This window comes from Rhodococcus sp. no. 34 (genome assembly GCF_054589475.1).
In genome coordinates, this window is the sequence record NZ_BAAILK010000047.1 from 405,903 (window position 1) to 429,562 (window position 23,660).

Below are 23,660 nucleotides of genomic sequence, written 5' to 3' on the forward strand. Positions count from 1 at the left end.
AAAGATGTGTGAATCACTTCACAGGTTCACCACTTGGAGGCCCAGTGCTTCGCTCCACCAAAGTCACGGTCGCGTTGCTGTTCGTCGCGTACGCGATCGACTACATAGATCGGCTGGCGATCAACCTCGCTCTCCCCTTGCTCGGTGAGGAGTTCGATCTCGACTACTCCCAGCGTGGATTGATCATCTCCACGTTCTTCATTGCATACACGCTGGCCCAACTGCCTGGTGGACTGCTCGCCGATCGATACGGCGCAGTCCGGATGGCTCTGATCGGGTTGGTGGCGTGGAGTGTCTTCACCGGCCTCACTGCCCTTGCCTGGTCGTTCGGGACGCTTCTGGTTGTTCGCTTTCTCTTCGGTCTCGCGCAGGGCGTGTTTCCGGCAGCTGCAGTAAAGCTCGTTGCCGAGCGGAGCATCCCGGAGCAACGTGCCACTGCCACAGGATGGATGAACAGTTCAAACGCCGTCGGTACGCTTCTTGCCATCGTTGTTGCAGCAGCACTTCTCCCGTTGATCGGCTGGCGTGGAATGTTTCTGGCCGTCGCGGCGCTCGGCGTACTCTCGCTCGTCAGCATCAAGTTGTGGCTCCCGCCGGCACTTCCGGCGGAGAACGACCACGGTCCGGATTCCTCCTGGGACAACATGCGCACCGTACTTCGCTCCCGCGCGATGTGGCTCTTCGCCTTGATGTTCTTCGGATACGACTTCGTGATCTGGGGGATGTCGTCGTGGGTTCCGTCGTACCTCCATGACGAACGTGGAATCGCCCTCTCGAGCGCAAGCCTCCTTCTGATTCCGGCTACCGTGGTGGCCGCCGTGACCACCGTCATCGGCGGGCGAATCTCCGATCGGCTGGCTGGCAACAGTCGTGTCGTCGTGGTGCCGTCCATGCTCGCGTGCATCGTGATGCTCGTTTCGATTCCTTTCGTCTCCAACACGGCCTTGTTCGTCGTTCTCGTCACCCTCGGATCTGCCGCTGCCTCTTTCGCTTTCATGCCGTGTTTTGCACTTCCGCTTCGTAGCCTGCCTTCGTCGGTGGTCGGAGCAGCCTCGTCGATGATCATTTTCGGCGGCATGGTCGCCGGAATAGTCGCGCCGTTGGTATTCGGATTCATCGTGGACCACCTCTCCTGGTCAGCGGCGTTCGTATCTCTCGCGCTCGGGCCTGTCGTGGCGATCGTCGCGGTCATGGCAGCACCACAAACCCGGGAAAAGATGCTGAACCTGGTGCAACTGAAAACCGCCAACTGAAAGAAGATCAACCATGAATCAACTGCTTTCGAATCTCGAGTTCGGAGACCCGTCGCGGTTGCGAACCGTCGAGCCGCACTGGTTCGAGCTCTACCGGGACCTACACGCACACCCCGAGTTGTCCGGCGACGAAACTCGCACCGCCGCAATTGTTGCCGAGGAACTTCGGCGAATCGGTGGCTGGGACGTCACGGTCGGGGTCGGCGGTACGGGTGTCGTCGGTGTTCTCGAAGGGAGCAGCGGTCCGGTGATCCTGCTACGCGCCGACATGGACGCGTTGCCGGTGGCAGAAGACACCGGGCTGTCCTACGCCTCCAGAACTGATGGAGTCATGCATGCGTGTGGCCACGATGTCCACGTAACCGCGCTACTTGCCACGTGCGCAGCACTTTCCGCGGATCCGACATCGATCACCGGGACTGTTGTCGCGGTCTTCCAGCCTGCTGAGGAGACCGGCTCCGGCGCTCGTGCGATGGTCGACGACGGAATCTTCGACCGCTTCCCACGACCGGACCTCTGCCTGGGACAGCACGTGGGCCCGACTCCTGCGGGGATGTTGGTCAGCAAACCCGACATCTTGATGGCAGCATCCGACACGATACGAGTGGTCTTTCACGGCCGTGGTGGACACGCGTCCTCACCGTACGCATGCATCGACCCTTTGTTGATGGCAGCGTCTTTCGCGCTGCGCATTCAAAGTCTGGTGGCTCATGAAGCGGCAACCCCGACGGCACCTGTGCTCACGGTGGGAGCCTTGCACGCCGGCACAGCTGCGAACATCATTGCCGACGACGCCGAACTGCTACTCAGCCTGCGAACTTTCAGTGCGTCGTCGCGAGATCACATGCTCGAATCGGTGGGCAGGATCGCTCGCGCAGAAGCTGACGGGGCAGGCGCCGTCGAACAGCCGGACGTTCATGCGTACAACGGCTTTCCGGCCACGGTCAACACTCCGGACGCCACGTCCACGGTGATGTCCGACCTGCGACAGGCCGGCTTGGGAATGCATACTCTGTCACAACCACTTTCGGGTAGCGAGGACTTCGGCATCTTCGGCACCGCCGCCCAATGCCCCTCCGTATTCTGGCATTTCGGCGGAACGGCACTTCAAAGTTTCGACGGAACCGCCCTTGCCGCGCTCGCCGAGGGACGGATACCACCCGGCACGCCGTCGAATCATTCACCGCGCTTCGCCCCAGATCCCGCCGCGGCCCTACCCGAAGGTGTTACAGCCATGACCGCGGCCGCGCTGGGAGCCCTTGCGCGGAGCGCGTGATTCCCACACATACTGTCCCAGGGAGATAACGCCATGTCAGACGAACTGCACTACCTCAGCGCCACCGAAGCCATTGCTCACTTTCGCGCGCGGGAATTGTCTCCGGTCGAACTGCTACAGGCAATCATCGACCGAACCCAGAAGCTCGAACCTCACATCAATGCCTTCACCGAAGAGATGTTCGACGAGGCACTCGCAGGCGCCCGGGATGCCGAGAGCCGGTATCGCGGCCAAGGACCCGACCCGCGGCCGCTGGAGGGAATTCCGGTAGCTGCCAAGGAAAAACACTCCATTGCCGGAAAGTCGCTGACCGAAGGCTCTCTGGCGGGGCGCGGCAACATCGCCCGCGAGAACGCACCCGTGATCGACCGAGTTCTGGCAGCAGGCGGCCTGATTCACGCACGCACGACGACACCGGAATTCTGCGTCGCGGCGTTCACACACTCTCCTTTGTGGGGCGTGACCCGCAATCCCTGGAACCTCGATTACAGTCCCGGCGGCTCCTCCGGCGGAGCCGGCGCCGCACTGTCCGCCGGAACTACTACTCTGGCAACAGCATCCGACATCGGCGGGTCGACAAGAGGCCCGGCAGGCTTTACCGGCACCGTCGGCCTCAAGGCCTCGTACGGGCGTATCGCCGGAGTCGCCCCGCTGTCCATGGATTCCTACCGTGGCGACGGTCCGATGGCCCGAACTGTAGACGACGCAATTCTTTTGGCCAACGTTCTGATCGGGCCGGACCCGCGTGACCATTCTTCGCTGAAGCCGGCGATCACGCTGCCACACGAGTACCCGTCGGTCGAGGGAATGCGAATTGCCCTGTGCCTGCGGCTCGGTGACTTCCCCATCGAACCTGACATCGAGGCGAACACACGGGCTCTCGCACAGTCGTTGGTCGATGCCGGCGCGATCGTCGAGGAGATCGAGTTGCCGTGGACTCGTGATTCGATGGCAGCAGCGGTGAAAGTCCATTTCGGAACGATCATGGGTGCATCCGTCGCGGAAGTTGCTCGCGTCCACGGTGATCTTCTTGCCGATTACACGCTCGACAACGTCGCGATCACGTCGAAGGGCGCTACGGAAATGTCATTTCTGGACGGCCTTCGCAAAGAAACCCAAATGCAACGAGAGCTCGCCGAGGCGATGGCTCCATTCGATGCGCTGATCTGCCCGACTTCGGGCACCATCGCCTTCCCGGCAGGCGAGTCTTTGCTCGACGGCCTCACTGTGGCGGGTCAGCACGTGAACACCACCGCCGAAGCACTTCTCACATTGCCGTTCAACGTCGCCAATCGGTGCCCCGTATTGGCGGTGCCGAGTGGACACGCACACAACGGTGTTCCCACGGGCGTCCAGATCGTCGGCCATACGTACGACGAACCGACCGTGTTCCGGATCGGCAAAGCACTGGAGAAGATCCGCCCGTGGGCATACACCGACCAGCATCAACCGAAGCTGAATGTGGTGACGCCGGCGTCCTCTTGATTGCTGAGGAGATCAGAGCTTGGCTCTGATCTCCTCAGCGATCGGCTGGAACTGCTCGAGGAATGTCAGGGCCCAACCGAAGGACGCGACGCCCTCGTAGTCGAACGAGTACACCTGATCATTCTTGACGGCGCGCAGACGCTGGAAGATGGTGTCGTTCGCCAACTTCTCGTTGATGGGGCCCTTGCCACTGTTGGTGATGATGACGTCGGCCTCGTCGAGTAGCTCCAACTGCTCCCTCGGGAACCACTCGTTGCTGCCGGCGGGAATTGCGAGCGAACGGTCGTTGAACTGGAACCCGGCCTCGCTGATGACCGTCGTCTGATACTTGGTCGGCGAGTACAGCGAGAAACCACTCTCCTCGAAGTACGTGGTGTAGACGACCTTCACCTTGCTCAGCACATCAGCGTTGTCGCTGCGGAACTTGGCGATCCGCGCCTCGTACCGATCTGCCAACTCTTGAACCTTCGCGCTCTGGTTCAGCGCGTCCGCGACTCCGAAGGCGCGCTCCTTCCATGCGTACTGCCCGTCTTCGGCAAAAACCGCGGTCGGTGCGATCGACCGGATCTGCTCGTAAAGATCCGGGTTGTTCTCCGACAGCAGGTTGGTCATCACGATCAGGTCGGGAGACAAAGCCGCTATCGCCTCGGCGTTGGGCTCGTACCAGCGTCCCACCTTCGGGAGAGACCGCAGAGCGGACGCATAGGGTTCCGGGACGCCGTCGGCGTTCTCGTAGTCGACCGGCAATCCGACCGGTGTGAACCCGGCGTCGAACATCGCGGGGCCCGTGTAGTAATCGGCGCTGACCACCCGTTGCGGGTTGGTGGGCAATTCCACCTGCCCCAGAGCCGTGTTGATGGTGCGCATCGAACCCTCGGCCGATTCACCGGAGCTGGTTCCGCAGGCCGTGAGCAATCCGATCCCCGCCAAGGCACCGGCTCCGAGGAAACCGCGTCGGGTAAGTGCTGCGGTGATGCGAGCGAATTCGGCATCGGTGTCAGCGGTGGGCAATAGAAGTGATGTCATGAAAGTGCCTCCAAGGCGCCGGTTTCGAGTTCGTTGAGCCAGTTGATTGCAGTGCCGTAGTCGGTGACCTGAGTGCTGATTCCGAATACCCGGCCCGAAGCTGCTGCCGGAATGCGGCTCCACAGCGGGCTGGCGAAGACGGATTTCATTCCTGCAGAATCAGTTCCGTTCGGCTGCTTCGGGTAGATGACGACGGTGACGTCCCGCAGCATTTCGAGTTGTTCGAGCGGGAAGGCTTCGAAGCCGGTGGCTGGGCGCAGGTCCGGGATGAATTCGCCGCGGGTCACGTTCAGGTCGGCGAGCATCGCGCCGGTCACTCCGGTTGGATACAAGATGGAGAAGAGCCCTTCCGAACCACCGATAGCAACCTGGGCCCACCGATTCTCGCCAAGCTGCGCGGCGTATTCGGTGCGGATTCGCTCTTGCATCGCCTGATACTTCTCGCGATTCGACGTCAATGCCGAACCCTTGTTGACCGCGTTTGCGACACCCTCGGCGACAGCGCGCCAATCCGATCGGTTCGTGCCCGAATACACCGCTGTCGGAGCAATTTTCGAGAGCTCGCGGAACCTGTCCTCGTCGATCTCGTACGCATCGCCGACAATGAGATCAGGCGCGGCAGCCACGACGGCTTCGCGGTTGACCTCGAGGAAAACCCCCACCGTGGACAAGCCGTCGATGAACTTCTGCTGTGTCGGGGTGAACTGGTCGATGTACGCGCTGTAGTCGAGCGTCGCGACGGGTCGGGCGCCGACGGCTTGCAACTGCCACGGGGTGTTGTAGGAGACGGCGACGATGCGCTGCGGATCGACGGGAACATCCACGGGTCCGTAATGCGTCTGCACAGTACGAGTTGCGCCGTCCGCACCGTCCCCGCCCTCCCCACTACCGCATCCGACGAGAGCAAGTGTGGACAGCGCGGCGGCACTTCCGCCGAGAAAGCCGCGTCGAGTCAGGGCAGCGGTGATGCGAGCGAACTCTGCATCGGTATCTGGAGTCGGTAACAGGAGCGATGTCATGGGTTTCCTGACGGTTATCCGAATTAGGGCTACCTAAAATTACTCTCACCTGCGCCGTTACGGTGAAGCCTCTTGGCCAAGACATATCTCTTTCGCGCCAAGCCTCCAATCGTTGAACTGGTATTACCACTTGACCTCTTACCGAGAAGCGGGTTACGGTCGGTACATGTTTCAACCCGTTGCACGTACCTCGGCCTCCGGCGCAGTCTTCGATCAGATATCGGTGAAAGTGCTGGCCGGAGAGCTGGCTGCGGGTGAGGCACTACCCAGCGAGCGCAAGCTCGCCGAGGCATTCGGCGTCTCGCGGCCCGCAGTCCGCGAGGCAATTCAGAAGCTCGCCCAGGCCGGACTCGTCGAGGTCCGCCAGGGCGAGTCCACGTCGGTGCGCGATTTTCGACGCCAGGCCGGACCCGAACTTCTCCCCCAACTGCTGGTGCGCGACGGCGTCCCCGACCTGAGCGTGGTGCGCAGCGTCCTGGAAACTCGCGAGTTGATGGGACCGCAGATCGCTGTGCTGGCCGCCCGTCGCATCTCCGCGGAATCCGCCCGAGAACTCGACACGGCCGTTGATCAACTAGGCGCCACCGAAGATCCAGTGGAGTTGCAAGACCGCGCTCTGGCGTTCTGGGACGTCGTCGTCGACAGCGCAGATTCCATTGCCTTCCGTTTGATCTTCAACAGCCTTCGGGCTGCATACGAGCCGGCTATGACTGCACTTGCATCCGTCATGGTCGCCGAAGTCGGCCAGACCGACCTGTATCGAAAACTGGCCTCCGCCATCACTTCACACGACGAGCCAACTGCCGAGACGTCAGCCGCACAGCTCCTTCACACCGGCACGACGGCAATCGGCGACGCTCTCACCTTCCTGGAAGGACTGAAACCATGAGCAAGCCTCTCACTCTCGCCGATGCCGCACGGACGTTCCGCAAGTCACCGACGCCGTGGATGATCGGCACCATGCTGCTGGCCGCCGCGGCGGCGCGCATCGCAGTGGGCAACTGGCAGATCACCGACGCCCTCGTTCCGCTCGTGATGCTTGCCGCATTCCCCTTCGTGGAGTGGATCATTCACGTCTTCGTTCTCCATTGGAAGCCGCGAACCATTGCCGGCGTCACACTCGATTCACGGCTGGCGCGCAGCCATCGGGAACACCACTTTGCGCCGCGAACCGTCTCACTCATCTTCATCCCGTGGCAGACGCTCCTGATCGTGATTCCCGTTCTGACAGCCGTCGCCCTCCTGACATTTCCCCGCGTCGAACTCGGTCTGACGTTCCTGACCTTCATTTCCGTGCTCGGCCTCGGTTACGAGTGGACACATTTCCTCATCCACAGTGACTACAAGCCGAAAACTGCTCTCTACCGGTCGGTTTGGCGCAATCACCGCAACCACCACTTCAAGAACGAGCACTACTGGTTCACCGTCACCACCGCGGGAACTGCCGATCGCGTACTGGGCACGTACCCCGATCCCAAATCCGTCGAGACCTCCCCGACAGCCAAGAACCTGCACGGCGCAGCGTCCAAGCTGTGAAGGAAGACCGATTCCTGGCCCCCAGCTGGCAATGAACTTGAACTTGCCTGTGTATCAGCAATTTTCGTTGAAACTCGTCAGAACCGTGCTTAGTGTCGATGGAGTCAGAAGTTCGAAAACGCTGTAACCGAAGGACACAACACATGTTCAACGATGTATTCAACAACGTCATCCACCCGATGGTCACGAACTTCCAGCAGTTAGGCCCCCAGCAGTTCATTCCGCAGCAGTTCATCCCACAGGGAGTGTTCCAGCAGGCGCCGCAGGCAGCAGAGCAGGCAGTGACGATCTTCGGTAGCTGATACCGCAATCCACAGATAGCGCCACTCAGGGGTCGTCCGTCCAATATGCTGGACGGACGACCTGAGTGCCTCCGCCTGACAAGGATCCCCATGACCGCGAACACCCCCATCCACGCTTTCACCGACGACGCCCTGGGCGACCTCGACGCCACCGGCGTCGCCGCCCGGATCGAATCAGGCGAGGTGACCGCACGGGAAGTCATGGAGGCATCGATCGCCCGCGCCGAGGCAGTGCAGGGGCAATTGAACGGTCTGGCCTGCACTGATTTCGATCGTGCCCTCGCCAGGAGCAACCGGCCCGCCATGGGCGTCTTTGCCGGTGTCCCCACCGCGATCAAGGACAACACCGACAGCGCCGGCCTTCCCACCCAGCAGGGCAGTACCGCCTTCACCGCGATCCCCGCCAAAGCCGACAGCGATTTCGCGAAGCAGTTCCTCTCCACCGGGGCCATTTCGATCGGCAAGACCCGACTGCCCGAGTTCGGATTCAGTGCGTCCACCGAATACATGACGGAAGAACCCGTCCACAACCCGTGGAATCCGGCGTACTCGTCGGGCGCTTCCTCGGGAGGCGCAGCCGCGCTTGTTGCTGCCGGCGTACTCCCGATCGCGCACGCCAACGACGGCGGTGGATCGATTCGCATTCCCGCCGCTGCCTGCGGACTCGTCGGACTCAAACCCACTCGCGGACGCACCATCGCCGATCCGGCCGACAAGTCGATGCCGATCCGGTTGATCGCCCAGGGCGCCGTTACTCGCACTGTTCGCGACACTGCACGATGGATGTCTGCGGCTGAGAACTACTACCGCAATCCGCGACTCGCACCGGTTCGCTTGATCGAAGGACCCAGCTCAACCCGCCTGCGCGTCGGCGTGATCGCCGATTCCGTCACCGTCACCAAGACGGACGACGAGACGCGCAAGTCCGTCGAAGCTACGGCCGAACTCCTTGCAAGCCTTGGCCATCATGTCGAGGACGCAGCACTGCCCGTCGGCCCCGAATTCATCGACGACTTCAGCATTTACTGGGGCTTTCTGTCGTTTGCCATCTCCACCGGTGGCAAACAAATGCTCGGACCCGACTTCGACAAGTCCGGCACCGACAATCTCACCAAGGGCCTCTACACGCTGTACCGGAAGAACCTGGTGAAGACGCCGCGCGTGCTCTACCGTCTGCGACGGCTCCAGCAGCAGTACAGCGCCATGTTCTTGAAGTACGACGTCGTGCTCTCGCCGGCCCTGGGGCACACCACCCCCGAGCTGGGATACCTCTCTCCCGCTCAGCCTTTCGAGGAACTCTTCGACAAGCTGATCGCGTACACATCGTTCACGCCACTGAACAACATCTCCGGAGGTCCCGCGATTTCGCTACCGATGCATCAGACCAGCAATGGTTTGCCGTTGGCTGCGCATTTCTCCGCCGATCTCGGCGACGAGCGCACGCTCCTCGAATTGGCCTTCGAACTGGAAGAGGCTCAGCCCTGGAGAAGAATCCAGGACTGAGCCTCGCCGGTAAATACCCTCAGTCTCGCGGCAATCCGAGCATGCGCTCACCGATCACGTTGAGCTGCACCTCGGTTGTGCCGCCGTAAATGGTGGTGGCGCGGCCCGAAATGAGCTGCTCCATCGCCTTGTCGCTTGGCTGACCTGGGATGCTGACCGCTCCGGCAGCACCCAGTTCGGCGACGACGAACTCGGCGATCGACTGGCTGATCTTCATCGCCAACAGCTTGCCGACGCTCGACGTCGTACTCACGTCGATCCCCGAAAGTTGCTTGAGCACAACGCGGGAGCCGATGAGGTCGATGGCCTGGCTCTCGGCAACCAGCTCGCCGACACGGTAGCGTCCGATCGGGCTCAGGTCTGCCGACTTCGCGAACTTCAGCAGATCGGAGTCCGAGGCGTACGCCTCCATCTTCTGGCTCAGTGCGACGCGCTCGCCGGCCAGCGTCGTCCGGGCGACGTTCCACCCGTCGTTGACCTCACCGACCACGTTCTCGTCGGGGATGAACACGTCGTCGAGGAACACCTCGTTGAACAGCGCCGAGCCCGTCATCTCACGCAGCGGGCGGACGGTGATGCCCGGTGTCGACATATCGAGCACGAAGTAGGTGATGCCCTGATGCTTCGGCTTGCCGGCGTCCGTACGGGCGATCAGCATCGCCCAGTCGGAGAACTGAGCAACCGTGGTCCAGATCTTCTGACCGGTGATCTTCCAACCGCCGTCGACCTTTTCGGCCTTCGTCGACAGTGATGCGAGGTCGGAACCAGCACCGGGCTCACTGAAGAGCTGGCACCACACCAGCTCACCCTGCAGGGTCGGTACTGCCAATTCCTGCTTCTGCTTGTCCGAACCATGCGCTACGACGGCCTGCACGGCCCAGGTGCCCATCAGGAGCTGCGGCATCGAGATACCCGCAGCCTTGATCTCCTGGGAGATGACGATCTGCTCGAGCGGAGCGGCGCTGCGCCCGTACGGCTTCGGCAGGTGAGGCTGAACCCAGCCGCCGTCGCCGAGCGCGATCAGCTGGTCGTCCTCGTCGAGCTCGACCAACTTGGCAAGCTCGGCCGCGATGCCGCCGCGGATCTCCTCTGCCTCCGGCGGCAGTTCGAGAACCGAAGCCCGGCTGACACCGTCAAGTGCTTGCTGCGCAACACGATTGGCTCGATCCTCGCGGGTGCCGAGAATGCCGCGGATCGAGAGCGCGCGGCGGTAGTACAGGTGTGCGTCGTGCTCCCACGTGAATCCGATGCCGCCGTGAACCTGCACGCAGTCCTGCGCTACCTGCACTGCGGCGTCCGGCACGATGACTGCGGCGATGTCGGCGGCAAAATCTGCCGTGTCGTCGCCCTTGTCCAATGCGCTTGCCGCATCCCACACAACGGCGCGTGCCTGCTCGAGCGCAATGCCCATCTGCGCACACTTGTGCTTGACGCCCTGGAACTGGCCGATGGGTCGCCCGAACTGCACACGGGTCTTGGCGTACTCCGACGCAGTGGAAACACACCAGGACATGACGCCGACGTCTTCGGCGCCGAGAACGACTGCGGCAATGGACCGTACCCGCGCCTCGGTGAGACCGTCGAGTACCCGTTCGGCGCTGATCTGAACATTGTCAGCTTCGATCCGCGCACTGCCGCGCAGCACGTCGATGCTGTCCTGCACGGTGATCGCGACTGCGCTGCTCTCGAGCACCGCGTAGCGAACGCCCTCGGGCAACTGGATCGGAACCAGAAGTACGTCGGCGTGCTCACCACCGAGCACACCGTCGAGTGCGCCCGTGATCTTGTACCCACCGTCCGACGACTCGGCCGCCAACGGTGCACCCAAGGCGACTGCTGCCGTACGACTTCCGTCGATCAGACCGGGCAGGAACTCGGGTCCCGCCTTGGAATCGGCGACACCGAGAACGGCACTTGCCAATACCGTCGGAACGAACGGGCCGGGAGAGACTGTGCGGGCTAATGCTTCCAGTGCCACCGCCAAGGTCAGCAGGCCGGCGCCGTGACCACCTTGCTCTTCCGGAACCGCGAGCCCAAGAAGGTCCTGCCCGACGAGTGCCGTCCAGAACTGGGGGAACTTGTCCTCGGTCCGCGACTCCACGGCCGCGCGTACCTGCTCGGTGGTGATGGTGCGCTCGGCGAAGGAGCGCACCGAATCTGCAAGCGCGGTGTGCTCCTCACTCAGCCCGAGGCCGAGTTCGTATGCGTTGCGTGCCATGCGCTTACAGTCGTTCTGCGAGGTCAGCGGTGGTCCAGGGACCCTCGCTCTCGATGGTGTTCACACCGTGCCAGCCGGCGAGTTCCGTGATGGCCCCACCCTGAACGGCATACACCTTGCCGGTGAGCTTGCAGTCCGCCGCCGCGAGATAGGCCACGAGCGGCGAGATGTTGGACGGCGCAAACGCGTCGAACTCACCCTCGGGGACCTCGGCCGCGAAGAGCGCACCCATACCGGGTGTCGCCAGCGTCAGTCGAGTACGCGCGATCGGCGCAATTGCGTTGACGCGCACGCCGTATCGATCGAGCTCGTCAGCGGCCACCAACGTCAGGGCTGCGATGCCCGCCTTGGCTGCACCGTAGTTGCCCTGGCCCGCATTGGGCATGAAGGTACCCGAAGCCGAAGCAGTGTTGATGACCGAAGCGTTGACGGTCTCGCCTGCCTTGCTCTGGTCCTTCCAGTATGCGGCAGCGTGGTGCAGTGTCGCTGCGTGCCCTTTGAGGTGCACGGCAATGACTGCGTCCCACTGGCTCTCGTCCATACCCGCGATGAAGGCGTCACGAAGAATGCCGGCGTTGTTGACCAGGACGTCGAGTCGGCCGAACTCACTGACGGCCTGCTTGACGAGGCCCTCGGCACCGTCCCAGGTGGCGATGTTGTCGGTGTTGGCAACGGCCTTGCCGCCTGCGGCAACGATCTCGTCGACTACCTGCTGCGCGGGGCCGGCATCTGCACCGGAACCGTCGTTTGCGCCGCCGAGGTCGTTGACCACGACGCTCGCACCCTCACGAGCGAAGAGCAGCGCATGCTCACGGCCGATGCCGCGTCCTGCTCCGGTGATGATCGCTACGCGACCGTCGAGACTTCCCATCAGTTCAAATTCCCATCAGTTCAGTTGTCGGACATGAAGACTCATTTGTCGGCGATGACCGCGAGGCCGTCCTTGATGACCAGGTCACCGACCGCGCTGGTTTCGTACGAGTACGACGTGGCTCCGTCTGCCGAACCCGACTTGTAGAACACCGTCTCGATGTCCTGGGTCGGGAGCACAGGCTTCGCGAATCGCACTGCGAGACGGCGCAACCGCTCGGTCTCGCCGCCTGCCAGTTCGGTCAGGGCTCCCCACGACGTGAACGCCATCGTGCACAGTCCGTGGTTGATGATTCCGGGGAGCCCGGACATCCGAGCGATCTCCTCGTCAAGGTGGATCGGCATCGGATCGCCGGAAGCCGGTGAGTACCGGAACGTCTGGTCCTCGTCGATGTGCTGATTCACCACCGCTGCGGGACTACCAGCGCGAAGAGCGTCGTCGAATCGGTGTTCGGGAGCCTTCTCGCCCAGTCCGGGGCCCGCGTCGACCTTGCGGAAGAACGCTGTCATCCATTGCTCGTTGACCAATTCACCCTTGTCGGTTTTGGTTTCGACGTAGATGACGACGGTGGACCCGTTGTCCCGGCCCTCGAATCCGATGGGCTTGGCGCGAGCGACCAGATGGTCGCCAGGGTAGATCGGACGGTGGAACAGGAAGTCCTGCTCACCGTGAACGAGCTTCATCAGCAGTTCGACCGGCGCCACCGACAGCGCAGCGGGTGCCATCGACATGAAGACGGGTACCACCGCGAAGACCGGCGGAGCGATCTCACCTTTCAGGTGTCGCTCGATGGGGTCGTTTGTGGCAGCGGCATATTCGGCGATGCGCTCGGCTGTCACCTCGAAGTGCTCCGGATCGGTCCATACGTCCAGCCCGGACGTATCGAATTCGACCGCGTTGGTCTTCGGTGTCGTCATCGAGCCGTTACCCGACCAGCTCGGCGAACTTGGCCAGCGAGGCCTCGAGATCAGCCTTGGCGTTCTTGGCAACTGCCTTGCCGATCGGCCCGACGATCATGGTGCCCTTGAAGCTGGCGTCGACGGTTGCCTTCGAACCCGCACCGTCGGCCTCGACCGAGAGAACGAATTCGACGGTGACGCCGGCCATTCCGGTACCGGCAATCTTGACCATCTTCGGAACCTCGACCTCTTCGACGGTCCACTCGATCTTGTTGGCCATACCCATCACGGAGACGACCTCGGTGAACTTGGCGCCCAAAGCCACCTCGGTGGGGAGTTCACTCTTCCAGCCCTGGTGAATGGTGAGCCACTCTTCCCAGCGAGACAGATCGGAGAGCGCATCCCAGGTCTTCTCGGGGGATGCGGGCAGTACGGCGGAGACGGAAACGGAAGCCATGATGAAACTCCTAGTGGATAGCTAGCGGGTTGAGGGTGTGATTCAGCGTGCGTAGGGCTTGTATGCGGTCACGACAACTGCACCGCCGAGTCCGATGTTGTGCTGGAGGGCGACCTTCGCGCCGTCGACCTGACGCTTGTCCGCGGTTCCGCGGAGCTGCCAGGTGAGTTCGGCGCACTGCGCGAGGCCTGTTGCTCCGAGGGGGTGGCCCTTCGAGATGAGGCCGCCGGACGGGTTGACCACCCAGCGTCCGCCATAGGTGGTGTCGTCGGCGTCGACGAGCTTGCCGCCGTCACCTTCGGCGCACAGTCCAAGTGCCTCGTAGGTCAGCAACTCGTTAGTGGAGAAGCAGTCGTGGAGTTCGATGACGTCGACGTCGTCGGCGGTGATCCCGGCCTGGGCGTACACCTTCTCGGCGGCCTTGCGGGTCATGTCTGCGCCGACGAGGCTGATGGCGCTCTTGTCCTCGAAAGTGCTGTTCATATCGGTGACCATGGCCTGCCCGACGATCTCGATCGCCTGAGCAGCGAGGCCGTGCTTCTCGACGAATGCTTCGCTGGCGATGATCGCCGCACCGGATCCGTCCGAGGTGGGCGAGCACTGGAGCTTGGTGAGCGGCCCGTGGATCTGGCGTGCTTCGAGGATCTGCTCGAGGGTGTACTCGTCCTGGAACTGGGCGTACGGGTTGTTCAGCGAGTGCTTGTGGTTCTTGACGGCGATCTTCGCGAACTGCTCGGCAGTGGTTCCGAAGCGTTCCATGTGCTCGACGCCGGCCGCGCCGAACATGTACGGAGCGGGCGGCATCGCGAACTCCTGCAGCTCGGCGAGAGCGAGGAGGTGCCGCATGAGGGGCTGTTCGCGGTCGTCGTAGGTGGATCCGAGCGACCCGGATTGCATCTTCTCGAAGCCCAGCGCGAGTGCGCAGTCGGCCTGACCACTCTTGACCGCCTGCGTGGCGAGGTAGAGCGCGGTCGATCCCGTCGAACAGTTGTTGTTGACGTTGACGATGGGGATACCCGTCAGACCGAGCTCGTAGACAGCGCGCTGACCTGCGGTGGACTCGCCGTAGACGTAGCCGACGTATGCCTGCTCGACCTCGGTGTAGTCGATACCCGCGTCTTCGAGCGCCTTGGTACCCGACTCGCGTGCCATGTCGGGGTAGTCCCACTCGCGGGCTCCCGGCTTCTCGAACTTCGTCATGCCGACGCCGACGACAAAAACCCTGTTACTCATTGCCACTCCTGAAGAGAACGGTATCTGTGTGTGACACGCTGTCCCACCAAAGTATGTGAGACATCTTGTCCAGTCAATGGCGGGGTGAGTATCGTTCGATTTATGACAAAAACAGCCGAGTCGGCGCAGCCCGACGGGCGCAGCACTCGCTGGAACGATCACAAGGAGCAGCGCAAAGCGCGGATCCTCGACGCAGCACTCGATGCAGTCAACGAAGGTGGCGCCGACGTCGGCGTCCAGCAGATCGCCGAGCGCGCCGACGTCCCCCGTTCCGTTGTCTACCGGATCTTCAAGGATCGAGCCGACCTCGACGAGCAGCTGCGAGTCCGCATCCTCGAGATGATGATGACCGACCTGGCCCCCACTCTCACGCCGAAGGGCACCGTCGGCGAGGCCATCTCACGGGCCGTCGAGACCTACCTTCAGTGGATTGTGAAATATCCACGACTGCACCACTTTTTAGGCAAGGGCTCGCCGAGTACGCGGGCCACCGGTTCGAAAGTGGTGACCGGAACCAAGACGGCCATCGCCGTCCAATTGGGAAATTTGTTGGGCACGATCCTCACCAGCCGTGGCAAACCGTCGAAGATGGCGGAGCCCTTGGCTTTCGGCGTCATCGGATTGGTCGACGTCAGCGTCAACCGTTGGCTCAGCCAGCCGGGTTCCGATGTGTCCAGTGCGGAATTGGCCGAGTTCCTGGGGCGCTCCATCTGGCAGGTTCTCGACGGCAATCTCCGGAGCATCGGCGTCGACATAACGCTGTCGACTCCGATCGCCGACCTGTGACAGTCACCGAACTACCCTGGACACTCGGCGGACGTGGACTTCAACTGGTCCAGGTTCCATCACTCGCCCTCCACGCACTTGGTGAAGACAACGCCACTCTTGCAATGGAACTCGCACCCGACCTCCTGACCCCGTATCTCCTCGGCGAAGAATGCCAGGGCTTGTGGCGCTACCGTAGCAAGCAGATAGCAGAGAATCCCCTCGACAGCGCGTGGATCACCCGCATCGCAGTCGATGCCCGCACCTCGACGCCGGTGGGGTTGGCCGGATTCCACGGTCGCCCCGATGCGCGCGGGATGGTGGAGGTCGGATATCGCATCGACCCGGCGTTCCGGCGTCAGGGCTACGCACGAACCGCCCTCGAGATACTTCTCGACGTCGCAAGTCGCGAATCCGAAGTACACACCGTTCGAGCGACCATCAGTCCGGACAACATCGCATCACGAAATCTGATCAGCCAGTACGGTTTCAACGAAGTCGGTGAGCAGTGGGACGAAGAAGACGGTCTGGAGACCATCTTCGAAGTCAGTGCCTCTCGATCGGCTTAGGCCGCCAACGGTTGATCACACCGAATACCGACAAGGCAAGAATGTCGGGAGTCAACCGCACAACGACGTCACGCACCGCCGCCAGCAGGCGAGTAACTGCGTCCTCGATCGCCAAAGCCGCACCTAGCCCGAGGTGGGGTCGCATGGCATGAGCGGCATCTCCGATCAACGCAACTTTGCCGCGTGTCAACAACTTCGGGGTCCGAATCTCGAGCAACTCGTTCTCGATGATGCGAGCCGGATCAGCGTTCGCGACCAGTTGCGACACCGGTTCGGGCCAGTCGGCAAAATGCGCGAGACTCTCGACGCCGCGTTGCGCACCCGCGAAGGCGTAGGTGCGGTTGCCCGCCAACGGGAGAATCCCGAACTCCCCTCGAACCCCCCACACCTGTCCGACAAAATTCGGCGGTGGGCCATCGACGATCCAGCGCCAAGCTGACACTCCGGTATGTACCACGGTTCCCTCGCCGAGCCAGATCTGCTGTCGCACAACACTATGCACACCGTCCGCGGCAACGACAAGGTCGTATCGAGCGGTATCACCGTCGGTGACGATCTCGCCGCGGCCGTGATCCCCGCAGCCCACACCCGTCACCCTGGTTCCGGTGCGTAGACACTCGGCGGGGAGGGCGCGAACCAACACCTCGATCAGAACGGCGCGGTGGATTGTCACCAGATCGCGTCCGCCGGCGAGGTCACCAATTCTGCGCGTCACCAGATTTTGCCCGCGCAGATTCCTGATCGCGCCCGAGCTGTACGGAAGGGAGTTAGCCCTGACCTGTTCACCTACACCGATTTCGTCCAACGCTGCCAGCGCGTTGGGAAACAGCACGACGGCGGCGCCTACCTCCGTGAACTCGGACGCACGCTCGTACACGGTGACATCCCAGCCTGCTTTGCGGAGCGCGATGGCAGCCGTCAGCCCGCCAATTCCCCCGCCGACGATTCCAGCGCATTGTCCCTCCGGCACAGGTCAGATCCTCTCCGGAACTGTGACAGCCGTCAACCCGCTGGTGTTGTCGGTCCAGTGAATGGCTCGATCCTCCAGCATTACCGGCGTCCACAACCTGTATGTCTTCACCTGATGGTGATGACGACACAGGCATTGGAGGTTGCTCGCAATGGTCCACCCACCACGTCTCGGATCGGAAGGATCGAACTCGGTGATGTGGTCGAGTTGGCACCTGTTCGCGGGCACCGAACAACCAGGGAACCGGCAGTGACCGTCGACGGCCCGTACAAGCGCCGCCAATGCCGCTCCCGGAGCATAGGTCAGCGCGCCGGGAGGTGGATCGGGCTGGGCGCCATGCCCATCCGATCTTCGAACTATGTCGGGGGATCGCTCGACCAACCGTTGCATTTCCCGAATCCGATCCCCGCAGCCTTTCGATTCGCGACTTGGGCGATCACGTCGGGTGACAAGCGGCAGGACAGTCGGAGCATGCTGCCGACGCGGTCGATTCCCCGCGGCCTGGGCGCGGAAATCTACGAACAATGCCTGCCAGGTGGAATCGGCAGCAAGCTCGCGAGCAAAATCAGGATCGATCGGTCCGTACCCGTCGATGCTCGCGGGATCTGACGTCAATCCGAGGAGCGTCGCCAGGTCACACACGATGTGCAACAACGGCTTCCGTCGTGAGGATGTAGTTGGTTGGGCTGCCGTGGACGCAGCCACGCACGTTTGGCTGCCACATTGGCAACGTAGCCCGTTCTCGCCGTGCAGGAGAGCGACCAGCGCGTCAGCCCCGCGCGTCGAGGCATTTCGTGGATCGTGGTTGCAGACGCTTCCGGCGGCCTCGTTGATCAGGCCGAGCGCCTCGACGGCCTCGGTCGCGTTGAGTGTTGCCTGCAACTGGGCGAGTCCGTGACGGTCTGCACGCGTGCGAACATCGCGGTGTTCCAGCATTTTCCGGCGACGTTCGGCGGCAGCGTCCGGATCGTAGGCAAAGAGCTGACGTTCGATGTCGCGCTCCAGTTGCCCGGGCGGAAGACGGTGCGCGGAGGCAAGTACTCGGCGCTCGAGTGCTGCGATCGCCTCGGGGTCGGCCCCGGTGAGTCCGTCGACAATCTTGCGCACGCGCGCATAGTCCAGCTCGCCGGCAGCGAAGGCGGCCTTGGTGAGCGGAAGGAACTCCCGTAGGGCATCACCGATCTCGATGTGGACTTCGGCAGTACGACGCGAGCACGTGAGCATGACCGCGATCTCGTTGCATGCGATCCGCCACGCCTTGTCGACATCACCGGACACGTCGAGTTCGGCGTTGAATCTCGACTCCGACAACATGGATGCACCGAGCACCTTTTGCGCGGCAAGCATGTTCTCGCTCTGCGCCGTCGCAAAGAGCATGTCCGGCAACATGAGTGGATCGACGTCAGGACGGCCGTCATCTACGACTGTCCCGACACCGCCCGTCGATCCACTATCGAACATACATTCGATAATAGACCCACCCACCGACAACTGCCATACGAATCAGCAGGCTCCCTACGCTGTTACCGCATCGGCCGAATCATTGATACTCCGGAGCACTTCAACCAAACGCAGCGATTTGCCCGTTTCGAAGACCTGCCCGGGGCCCTGCGGTGCACCGTCCGTGAAGGGCGCCTCGAACAACAGAGCCGGATCCATGGTTCCGTGCTTGGTCACGTGTGCGATCACGAGATGCACGAAGTCGATCTGGTTGGCTGTAGCCGTACGCCCGTCAAGGAATTCCGAGAAAGCCTCGGTTGCCGCCTGTTGGTCCAGTCCCACCAGGGATCGTATGAACCTGCCGAGTCCCTTGGCGTTTTCCGCCGCGCGTTTGAAATCCTCGGGTTCGCCTGCGCCGCTGCGGGCCAACAGCTCTTCCAGTGATTCAAGGTCAGCTTGAGTCAACGCCTTGTTCGTGCGCAACTTTCGCAGAGCCAAGTTCTCTGGCTGTCGACGCAAATAGTCCTTCACCTTGGCCCTGAAGCGCTCGACATCAGTTCCGGAATGCAATGTCGGCATATCGATTTCGACGACGTCACCAAGAGTGTCCTTGAAATCGGTGTAGACGATCACCGCTTTCTTCTTTTCAAGCAGACGCACGATCGATCGCAGTTCTCGTCGAGCTTCCTCGAGCATCTGCAACGTGACGTCTTCCCACCACTCGTCGCTCGCAACCTCGCGGAGCAGTTTTTCTTTCGCCTTCACCTGGGGAATGCTCAGTCCCTGGTCCAACAGTCCGTCAGCAATGCTTCGGATGGGGTCTTGATACTTGGGCAGCGTGCCGTCGTTGTTCACCACAGCCAATTGGGCACGTAAAACCATCAGGTCGAACCGCTTTGCCATCTCGTCACTGTCGCGAACTTCTGTCGGCAAACCAGCCAAGTTGTCGACGATCTCCGCTGCTTTTTGCTCGGTCAGCGACTCCCACTCGTCCCGATTGGCATACTTCTCGACGTGTCGGCGCTTGGAGCGGACGATGAAATTGTCCAGCCGCATAGCAACTACAGATTTGTGCAGCATGTCCGCGACTTCGACGCGCAGATCGTTGTCGGTTCCGTTCTTACCGAGAGCGAAAACCAGATCCGTTCGGGTGCTGAACAACCGCTGAGACAGTGAGACTGTCGCAGCCCCATCCGCCGCATCCGGATGCGCGTTGAAATAGTCGAAATTTCCACAGACATCGAAAATGAAGAAGTTTTCCTTGTCCTGGCCCGGGCCGTAGAGATTTTCGCGAAGACGCGTACCTCGACCCACCATCTGCCAAAACTTCGCCTTCGATCGAACAGGTTTGAAGAACACGAGATTCACGACGTCGGGCACGTCAATTCCGGTATCGAGCATGTCTACCGAAATCGCGATGTGAGGTTCCTGGTCAGGCATCGAGAACTTGTCGATCAGGTCTTGGCTGAACGTCACCTGATGGGTGATCACGCGAGCAAACGAACCCTTGAACGTCGGATAGTTGGCGTCGAACCGTTCGGAGATGAAGTCTGCATGACGCTGGTTCTTCGCGAAGATGATCGTCTTACCCAACCTATCGCCGCCGGCGACATGATGGCCATGTTTCATCAGCGTCTCGAGGACCTTGTCGACCGTGTCGATATTGAAGAGCCACTTGTTGACTGCCTCAGCCTGCACCGCGTCGAGGATCTCGCCTTCGTCGACATCGTCGCCCCAGTCGATACCTTCCCAGCGCTTCTTCTCCTCTTCAGAAAGATCTGCGTATTTGATCCCCAGCGAGGGGAACTTCAAAGGCACGGGTACAGCTCGCGGCGGTACGAGATACTTCTCTTCAATTGCCTGCTCGAGGCTGTAGTCGTCGGTCGGCACCCCATCTTCGAGCTTGAACAGTGCGTAGGTGTTGTGATCGACGTCGGACTTGGGTGTTGCTGTCAAACCGAGCAGATACGAATCGAAGTAGGAAAAGATCTGACCGTATTTCTGGTAAACCGACCGATGGGCCTCGTCAATCACAACAAGGTCGAAGTATCCTGGCCCGAACCGTCGTACACCACCGTTCACCTCGTTGATGAGGCCCATCATCGTCGGATAGGTAGAGACGTAGACCCGACCCTCGGTGTTCTTGTCTGTCAACAGATTTACCGGTGACGAGTCCGGCAGATGAGCTTTGAACGCGTTGACTGCCTGCCTGACCAGCGCTTTGCGGTCGGCAAGGAACAAGATGCGCTTCGCCCAATTAGCGCGCATCATCATGTCCGACAGCGCCACTACCGTGCGTGTCTTACCGGAGCCAGTCGCCATGACCAACAACGCGGCTCGTTGTTTGTCGGTCTCGAAATGCTCCGCCACTCTCCTGATCGCGTGTTCCTGGTAGAGACGCCCCGCAATCTCCTTGGGAACAGCGGTGTCAGCGAGCAACTTTCGCGAAGTGCGCCGTTGAATGATCAGATCCAGCTCGTCACGCGTGTGAAATCCTTCGATCGGTCGGGGCGTCGAGTCATGATCGTCCCAGAAGTAGTGATCGAAACCGTTGGTGTAGTAGATGATCGGACGCTGTCCGTACATCTTTTGAAGGCAGTCGGCATACAACACTGCCTGCTGCTTACCTACGTTCGCGTCCCTCGATGCCCTCTTCGCTTCGACAACAGCTAGCGGCAATCCGTCTTTGCCCCAGAGCACGTAGTCGACGTATCCCTTCTTTCCGTCGGGCATTCCGTCGACGGGGAACTCGAGGTTCCGCGGTTCATCAAGCAACCAGCCGGATTCGCGAAGCAGCAGATTGATTATTTCGGAACGCGTTTGGGCTTCGTTGTAATTGTGAGTATCGGGAATGATCGCAGAAGCCGATTGCGCTGCAGCAACCTCTGCTTTGAGCTGCTCGACCAACTGCTCGAGAGTCGCAACCGCGATCTCACTGGATTTCTTCTCGACATCACGGGCGGCAAGCTGCGCGGCTAGATTCTGCTTCTCAGCTTCGGACTGCTCCAGAAGAGCGTCCTTGGCTGCCATTGCCTCTTCGAGTGACTTCAACTGTGCGACGGTCTTGGCCACCGCTGCAGGTCCGCCACTCGGTTTCGGCAGCAACTGCGGGTTGAATTGCAACTGCGGTGACGGTTTACTCGACGACTGCGTGGCATATTTCCGTGCAAGCCACGACAGAATGTGGAACATCTCGTCAAGCACTTTCCGCCCGACATCCTCGGGAATCGGACGCGCTTCATGCACTGCGGTGTTACCGAGTTTGCGAATGAGGTTCATCTTCGACTGAAGGGAGTGACCGATAATGGTCACAAATGCGGGATCATGGAGCCTGGCCGCTAGATCATCCTTGTAGGGCACCGACAAGGATTCCATCTGGTAAATCCATTTGACGGTGATCTCGACCGTCCGGCGTGCATAGAAACAGGTGGTCCTGGCATCGAAGAGTGCGTCTCGTTCTGCTTTCCGAGCCTCTGCATGCAGCTGAGGCCATTCAGCATGTAGGAAATCAAAGTTTCCGACCATTGGACTTACACCCTTCTACAGATACACAACCTGCGCTGATCTTTACACAGTCCAGGTACTCGATACCGAACCGACAGACGTTAGTAGCACCCTCCGACATGTTTAAGCGAGGCTCGGACGCCGAGGGTCTCTGGTCCAGAGTCCGCGCGAAACACACCCTTCCTATTCGACCATTCTCATCCTCACCGCCATGAGGATGACACCAAGTGCATTCCCACCTGGAACGTCTCGATGCCGCGAACAGCTACAGCTTCCCCAGATTTGGTCGTGCCAGACATTGCCTTCGACAATCAGCGAGCCTCCGGTGCTACGAAGGCGATCTGCCAGATCGGGGTTTTGTACGAACTTTGACGTGACGACCGATTCCATGACGCGAAACTTCGAAGCTTCCCAACCTTCAACGAGCGTCGCGGTGCGGCCGATCTTCTTAGCCTCGGCAGGATCATCGGTGGCGAGGATCGCACGGATCACCGTTGGATCACTCGACTTCGCCGCAGCGTAGGCATGCTCACTCGAGGGAAAGAGCTGACCACGGTGCAGCGTCGGAGCGGGATACATATTCGACATGTATTCGTGCTCACCGACAAAGGCGTCGATAATCGGTATCGGCAACGCTCCCAACTGCCACGTGCGTTGCTCCATCAGGTCTCCTTACGAGGCGATCGGCTTGTATCCCTTGCCCTGCATCCAGGCAAGCACGTCCAGGATTCGAACGGCTGGCACGTCTTCGCCCAAGCCGGCCCGATCGCGCAAATCCAGCAACCGCTGATGAAGTTCGCCATTGCGCGCGTGCAGAGATTGTCGCACCGGTTCCAGGTGGGCTGCTTTGGTCTCGAGCACCCGGCCTACTACGTCGTCGTAAATCGGGTACAACCGAGGACGTTTGCGCGCAATGAGTTTCGAGGCGATCGTTCGGCCAACCCCATGAATTTCTCGCAGCGCTGTTTCCAGGCGCCATGCCGCTGAATCCGCTGTCATCTCTTCGGATTCACTCGCAAGGTCACGATCTGGACCGACTTCGACGAGCAATGCGTTCAACTCGTCGTTCTTCTCTCCGAGCAAGATCAAGGCTCCCTGCCCAGGCACCTTGACCGACAGGAGTGTCACCGCGACAAGATCTTCCGCGGTGAATCGGTCGACGTCCTTGAGACGGTGCCCGCTCGGATCCCAAGAATCCCACAGCGCTCCGGTTCGCAAATAGCCCGTCTTCTGGACCTTGCGAGTGAAGTACTCCTGCAGTACATCCACAGCACCAGCGCTGTCACCGTCGCGCAGAACACGCGGCAGGCGGATCAGATATTCCTCAGACATGA

The 23,660-nt window shown here is 61.2% G+C and carries 21 protein-coding genes; 9 read left to right on the forward strand and 12 right to left on the reverse strand.

Annotated elements, in window-relative coordinates; genetic code table 11:
• The first annotated feature begins 44 nt into the window (after positions 1-44).
• The 3 genes from ACYP01_RS27585 to ACYP01_RS27595 are packed head-to-tail and all read left to right on the forward strand — an operon-like array spanning position 45 to position 4,014.
• Positions 45-1,253: an MFS transporter gene (locus ACYP01_RS27585; RefSeq protein WP_030535848.1), complete on the forward strand. Its 1,209-nt coding sequence runs from the start codon at positions 45-47 to the stop codon at positions 1,251-1,253.
• 13 nt (positions 1,254-1,266) lie between these two features.
• Positions 1,267-2,529: an amidohydrolase gene (locus ACYP01_RS27590; RefSeq protein ID WP_030535849.1), complete on the forward strand. Its 1,263-nt coding sequence runs from the start codon at positions 1,267-1,269 to the stop codon at positions 2,527-2,529.
• A 33-nt stretch (positions 2,530-2,562) separates the two neighbouring features.
• Positions 2,563-4,014, forward strand: coding sequence for an amidase (locus ACYP01_RS27595; RefSeq protein WP_459683213.1), 1,452 nt, complete (start codon positions 2,563-2,565; stop codon positions 4,012-4,014).
• 12 nt (positions 4,015-4,026) lie between these two features.
• Here ACYP01_RS27595 and ACYP01_RS27600 read toward each other — a convergent pair whose 3' ends face one another.
• Together ACYP01_RS27600 and ACYP01_RS27605 are read right to left on the reverse strand one after the other, a co-directional pair.
• The gene (locus ACYP01_RS27600) at positions 4,027-5,040 is read right to left on the reverse strand and encodes an ABC transporter substrate-binding protein (protein ID WP_459683215.1); all 1,014 of its coding nucleotides are present in this window, start codon (positions 5,038-5,040) and stop codon (positions 4,027-4,029) included.
• Positions 5,037-6,059 carry an ABC transporter substrate-binding protein gene (locus tag ACYP01_RS27605; protein WP_459683217.1) on the reverse strand — a complete coding sequence of 341 codons (1,023 nt, stop codon included), beginning with the start codon at positions 6,057-6,059 and terminating at the stop codon, positions 5,037-5,039. The genes ACYP01_RS27600 and ACYP01_RS27605 overlap by 4 nt, the downstream gene beginning before the upstream one ends.
• 166 nt (positions 6,060-6,225) lie before the next feature.
• On the opposite strand from ACYP01_RS27605, the gene ACYP01_RS27610 reads away from it, so the two are divergent.
• From ACYP01_RS27610 to ACYP01_RS27625, 4 genes are all read left to right on the forward strand, one after another.
• Positions 6,226-6,948: a FadR/GntR family transcriptional regulator gene (locus ACYP01_RS27610; protein WP_042920615.1), complete on the forward strand. Its 723-nt coding sequence runs from the start codon at positions 6,226-6,228 to the stop codon at positions 6,946-6,948.
• On the forward strand, positions 6,945-7,595 hold the full coding sequence (locus ACYP01_RS27615) for a sterol desaturase family protein (RefSeq protein WP_030535853.1): 651 nt from the start codon (positions 6,945-6,947) through the stop codon (positions 7,593-7,595). Before ACYP01_RS27610 ends, ACYP01_RS27615 begins: the two co-directional genes overlap by 4 nt.
• 143 nt (positions 7,596-7,738) lie before the next feature.
• Positions 7,739-7,897, forward strand: coding sequence for a hypothetical protein (locus tag ACYP01_RS27620; RefSeq protein ID WP_003944172.1), 159 nt, complete (start codon positions 7,739-7,741; stop codon positions 7,895-7,897).
• Between the two features lie 90 nt (positions 7,898-7,987).
• Positions 7,988-9,400, forward strand: a complete 1,413-nt coding sequence (locus ACYP01_RS27625) for an amidase (RefSeq protein ID WP_459683220.1) — start codon at positions 7,988-7,990, stop codon at positions 9,398-9,400.
• Between the two features lie 19 nt (positions 9,401-9,419).
• Here ACYP01_RS27625 and ACYP01_RS27630 read toward each other — a convergent pair whose 3' ends face one another.
• Genes ACYP01_RS27630 through ACYP01_RS27650 form a run of 5 tightly spaced genes read right to left on the reverse strand, consistent with a single transcriptional unit; the run spans position 9,420 to position 15,078 of the window.
• Positions 9,420-11,618 (reverse strand): acyl-CoA dehydrogenase, encoded by a 2,199-nt coding sequence (locus ACYP01_RS27630; RefSeq protein ID WP_459683222.1) that lies wholly within the window; start codon positions 11,616-11,618, stop codon positions 9,420-9,422.
• Between the two features lie 4 nt (positions 11,619-11,622).
• Positions 11,623-12,489, reverse strand: a complete 867-nt coding sequence (locus ACYP01_RS27635; protein ID WP_007735961.1) for an SDR family oxidoreductase — start codon at positions 12,487-12,489, stop codon at positions 11,623-11,625.
• A gap of 41 nt (positions 12,490-12,530) precedes the next feature.
• Positions 12,531-13,406 (reverse strand): MaoC/PaaZ C-terminal domain-containing protein, encoded by an 876-nt coding sequence (locus tag ACYP01_RS27640; RefSeq protein ID WP_019746344.1) that lies wholly within the window; start codon positions 13,404-13,406, stop codon positions 12,531-12,533.
• 7 nt (positions 13,407-13,413) lie between these two features.
• Positions 13,414-13,845 carry a type II toxin-antitoxin system Rv0910 family toxin gene (locus tag ACYP01_RS27645; protein WP_003944139.1) on the reverse strand — a complete coding sequence of 144 codons (432 nt, stop codon included), beginning with the start codon at positions 13,843-13,845 and terminating at the stop codon, positions 13,414-13,416.
• Between the two features lie 42 nt (positions 13,846-13,887).
• Positions 13,888-15,078, reverse strand: coding sequence for a lipid-transfer protein (locus tag ACYP01_RS27650; protein WP_007735955.1), 1,191 nt, complete (start codon positions 15,076-15,078; stop codon positions 13,888-13,890).
• 102 nt (positions 15,079-15,180) lie between these two features.
• Here ACYP01_RS27650 and ACYP01_RS27655 point away from each other — a divergent pair, with 102 nt between their 5' ends.
• Both ACYP01_RS27655 and ACYP01_RS27660 read left to right on the forward strand, forming a co-directional pair.
• The gene (locus ACYP01_RS27655; RefSeq protein ID WP_081557182.1) at positions 15,181-15,864 is read left to right on the forward strand and encodes a TetR/AcrR family transcriptional regulator; all 684 of its coding nucleotides are present in this window, start codon (positions 15,181-15,183) and stop codon (positions 15,862-15,864) included.
• Complete coding sequence (locus ACYP01_RS27660) at positions 15,861-16,412, forward strand: GNAT family N-acetyltransferase (RefSeq protein WP_459683226.1); 552 nt, start codon at positions 15,861-15,863, stop codon at positions 16,410-16,412. The genes ACYP01_RS27655 and ACYP01_RS27660 overlap by 4 nt, the downstream gene beginning before the upstream one ends.
• On the opposite strand, the gene ACYP01_RS27665 is transcribed toward ACYP01_RS27660, so the two are convergent.
• The 5 genes from ACYP01_RS27665 to ACYP01_RS27685 all read right to left on the reverse strand — a co-directional run bounded on the left by ACYP01_RS27665 (position 16,390) and on the right by ACYP01_RS27685 (position 23,658).
• Positions 16,390-17,382 (reverse strand): FAD-dependent monooxygenase, encoded by a 993-nt coding sequence (locus ACYP01_RS27665; RefSeq protein ID WP_447000997.1) that lies wholly within the window; start codon positions 17,380-17,382, stop codon positions 16,390-16,392. The genes ACYP01_RS27660 and ACYP01_RS27665 overlap by 23 nt on opposite strands.
• Before the next feature lie 3 nt (positions 17,383-17,385).
• Entirely contained in the window at positions 17,386-18,843 is a 1,458-nt protein-coding gene (locus ACYP01_RS27670) for an HNH endonuclease signature motif containing protein (protein ID WP_459683229.1), read from the reverse strand.
• Between the two features lie 54 nt (positions 18,844-18,897).
• The gene (locus ACYP01_RS27675; protein WP_447000995.1) at positions 18,898-22,347 is read right to left on the reverse strand and encodes a DEAD/DEAH box helicase family protein; all 3,450 of its coding nucleotides are present in this window, start codon (positions 22,345-22,347) and stop codon (positions 18,898-18,900) included.
• A 162-nt stretch (positions 22,348-22,509) separates the two neighbouring features.
• The gene (locus ACYP01_RS27680; RefSeq protein ID WP_459683231.1) at positions 22,510-22,968 is read right to left on the reverse strand and encodes an NADAR family protein; all 459 of its coding nucleotides are present in this window, start codon (positions 22,966-22,968) and stop codon (positions 22,510-22,512) included.
• A 30-nt stretch (positions 22,969-22,998) separates the two neighbouring features.
• Positions 22,999-23,658 carry a DUF6308 family protein gene (locus ACYP01_RS27685; RefSeq protein ID WP_447000993.1) on the reverse strand — a complete coding sequence of 220 codons (660 nt, stop codon included), beginning with the start codon at positions 23,656-23,658 and terminating at the stop codon, positions 22,999-23,001.
• Between the last annotated feature and the right edge of the window lie 2 nt (positions 23,659-23,660).

What these genes read in the sequence shown, in the direction of transcription:
- ACYP01_RS27590 (WP_030535849.1), top strand. Translation starts at nt 1,267, where the DNA reads ATGAATCAACTGCTTTCGAATCTCGAGTTCGGAGACCCGTCGCGGTTG.
- ACYP01_RS27595 (WP_459683213.1), top strand. Translation starts at nt 2,563, where the DNA reads ATGTCAGACGAACTGCACTACCTCAGCGCCACCGAAGCCATTGCTCAC.
- ACYP01_RS27600 (WP_459683215.1), bottom strand. Translation starts at nt 5,040, where the DNA reads ATGACATCACTTCTATTGCCCACCGCTGACACCGATGCCGAATTCGCT.
- ACYP01_RS27605 (WP_459683217.1), bottom strand. Translation starts at nt 6,059, where the DNA reads ATGACATCGCTCCTGTTACCGACTCCAGATACCGATGCAGAGTTCGCT.
- ACYP01_RS27610 (WP_042920615.1), top strand. Translation starts at nt 6,226, where the DNA reads ATGTTTCAACCCGTTGCACGTACCTCGGCCTCCGGCGCAGTCTTCGAT.
- ACYP01_RS27615 (WP_030535853.1), top strand. Translation starts at nt 6,945, where the DNA reads ATGAGCAAGCCTCTCACTCTCGCCGATGCCGCACGGACGTTCCGCAAG.
- ACYP01_RS27620 (WP_003944172.1), top strand. Translation starts at nt 7,739, where the DNA reads ATGTTCAACGATGTATTCAACAACGTCATCCACCCGATGGTCACGAAC.
- ACYP01_RS27625 (WP_459683220.1), top strand. Translation starts at nt 7,988, where the DNA reads ATGACCGCGAACACCCCCATCCACGCTTTCACCGACGACGCCCTGGGC.
- ACYP01_RS27630 (WP_459683222.1), bottom strand. Translation starts at nt 11,618, where the DNA reads ATGGCACGCAACGCATACGAACTCGGCCTCGGGCTGAGTGAGGAGCAC.
- ACYP01_RS27635 (WP_007735961.1), bottom strand. Translation starts at nt 12,489, where the DNA reads ATGGGAAGTCTCGACGGTCGCGTAGCGATCATCACCGGAGCAGGACGC.
- ACYP01_RS27640 (WP_019746344.1), bottom strand. Translation starts at nt 13,406, where the DNA reads ATGACGACACCGAAGACCAACGCGGTCGAATTCGATACGTCCGGGCTG.
- ACYP01_RS27645 (WP_003944139.1), bottom strand. Translation starts at nt 13,845, where the DNA reads ATGGCTTCCGTTTCCGTCTCCGCCGTACTGCCCGCATCCCCCGAGAAG.
- ACYP01_RS27650 (WP_007735955.1), bottom strand. Translation starts at nt 15,078, where the DNA reads ATGAGTAACAGGGTTTTTGTCGTCGGCGTCGGCATGACGAAGTTCGAG.
- ACYP01_RS27655 (WP_081557182.1), top strand. Translation starts at nt 15,181, where the DNA reads ATGACAAAAACAGCCGAGTCGGCGCAGCCCGACGGGCGCAGCACTCGC.
- ACYP01_RS27670 (WP_459683229.1), bottom strand. Translation starts at nt 18,843, where the DNA reads ATGTTCGATAGTGGATCGACGGGCGGTGTCGGGACAGTCGTAGATGAC.
- ACYP01_RS27675 (WP_447000995.1), bottom strand. Translation starts at nt 22,347, where the DNA reads ATGGTCGGAAACTTTGATTTCCTACATGCTGAATGGCCTCAGCTGCAT.
- ACYP01_RS27685 (WP_447000993.1), bottom strand. Translation starts at nt 23,658, where the DNA reads ATGTCTGAGGAATATCTGATCCGCCTGCCGCGTGTTCTGCGCGACGGT.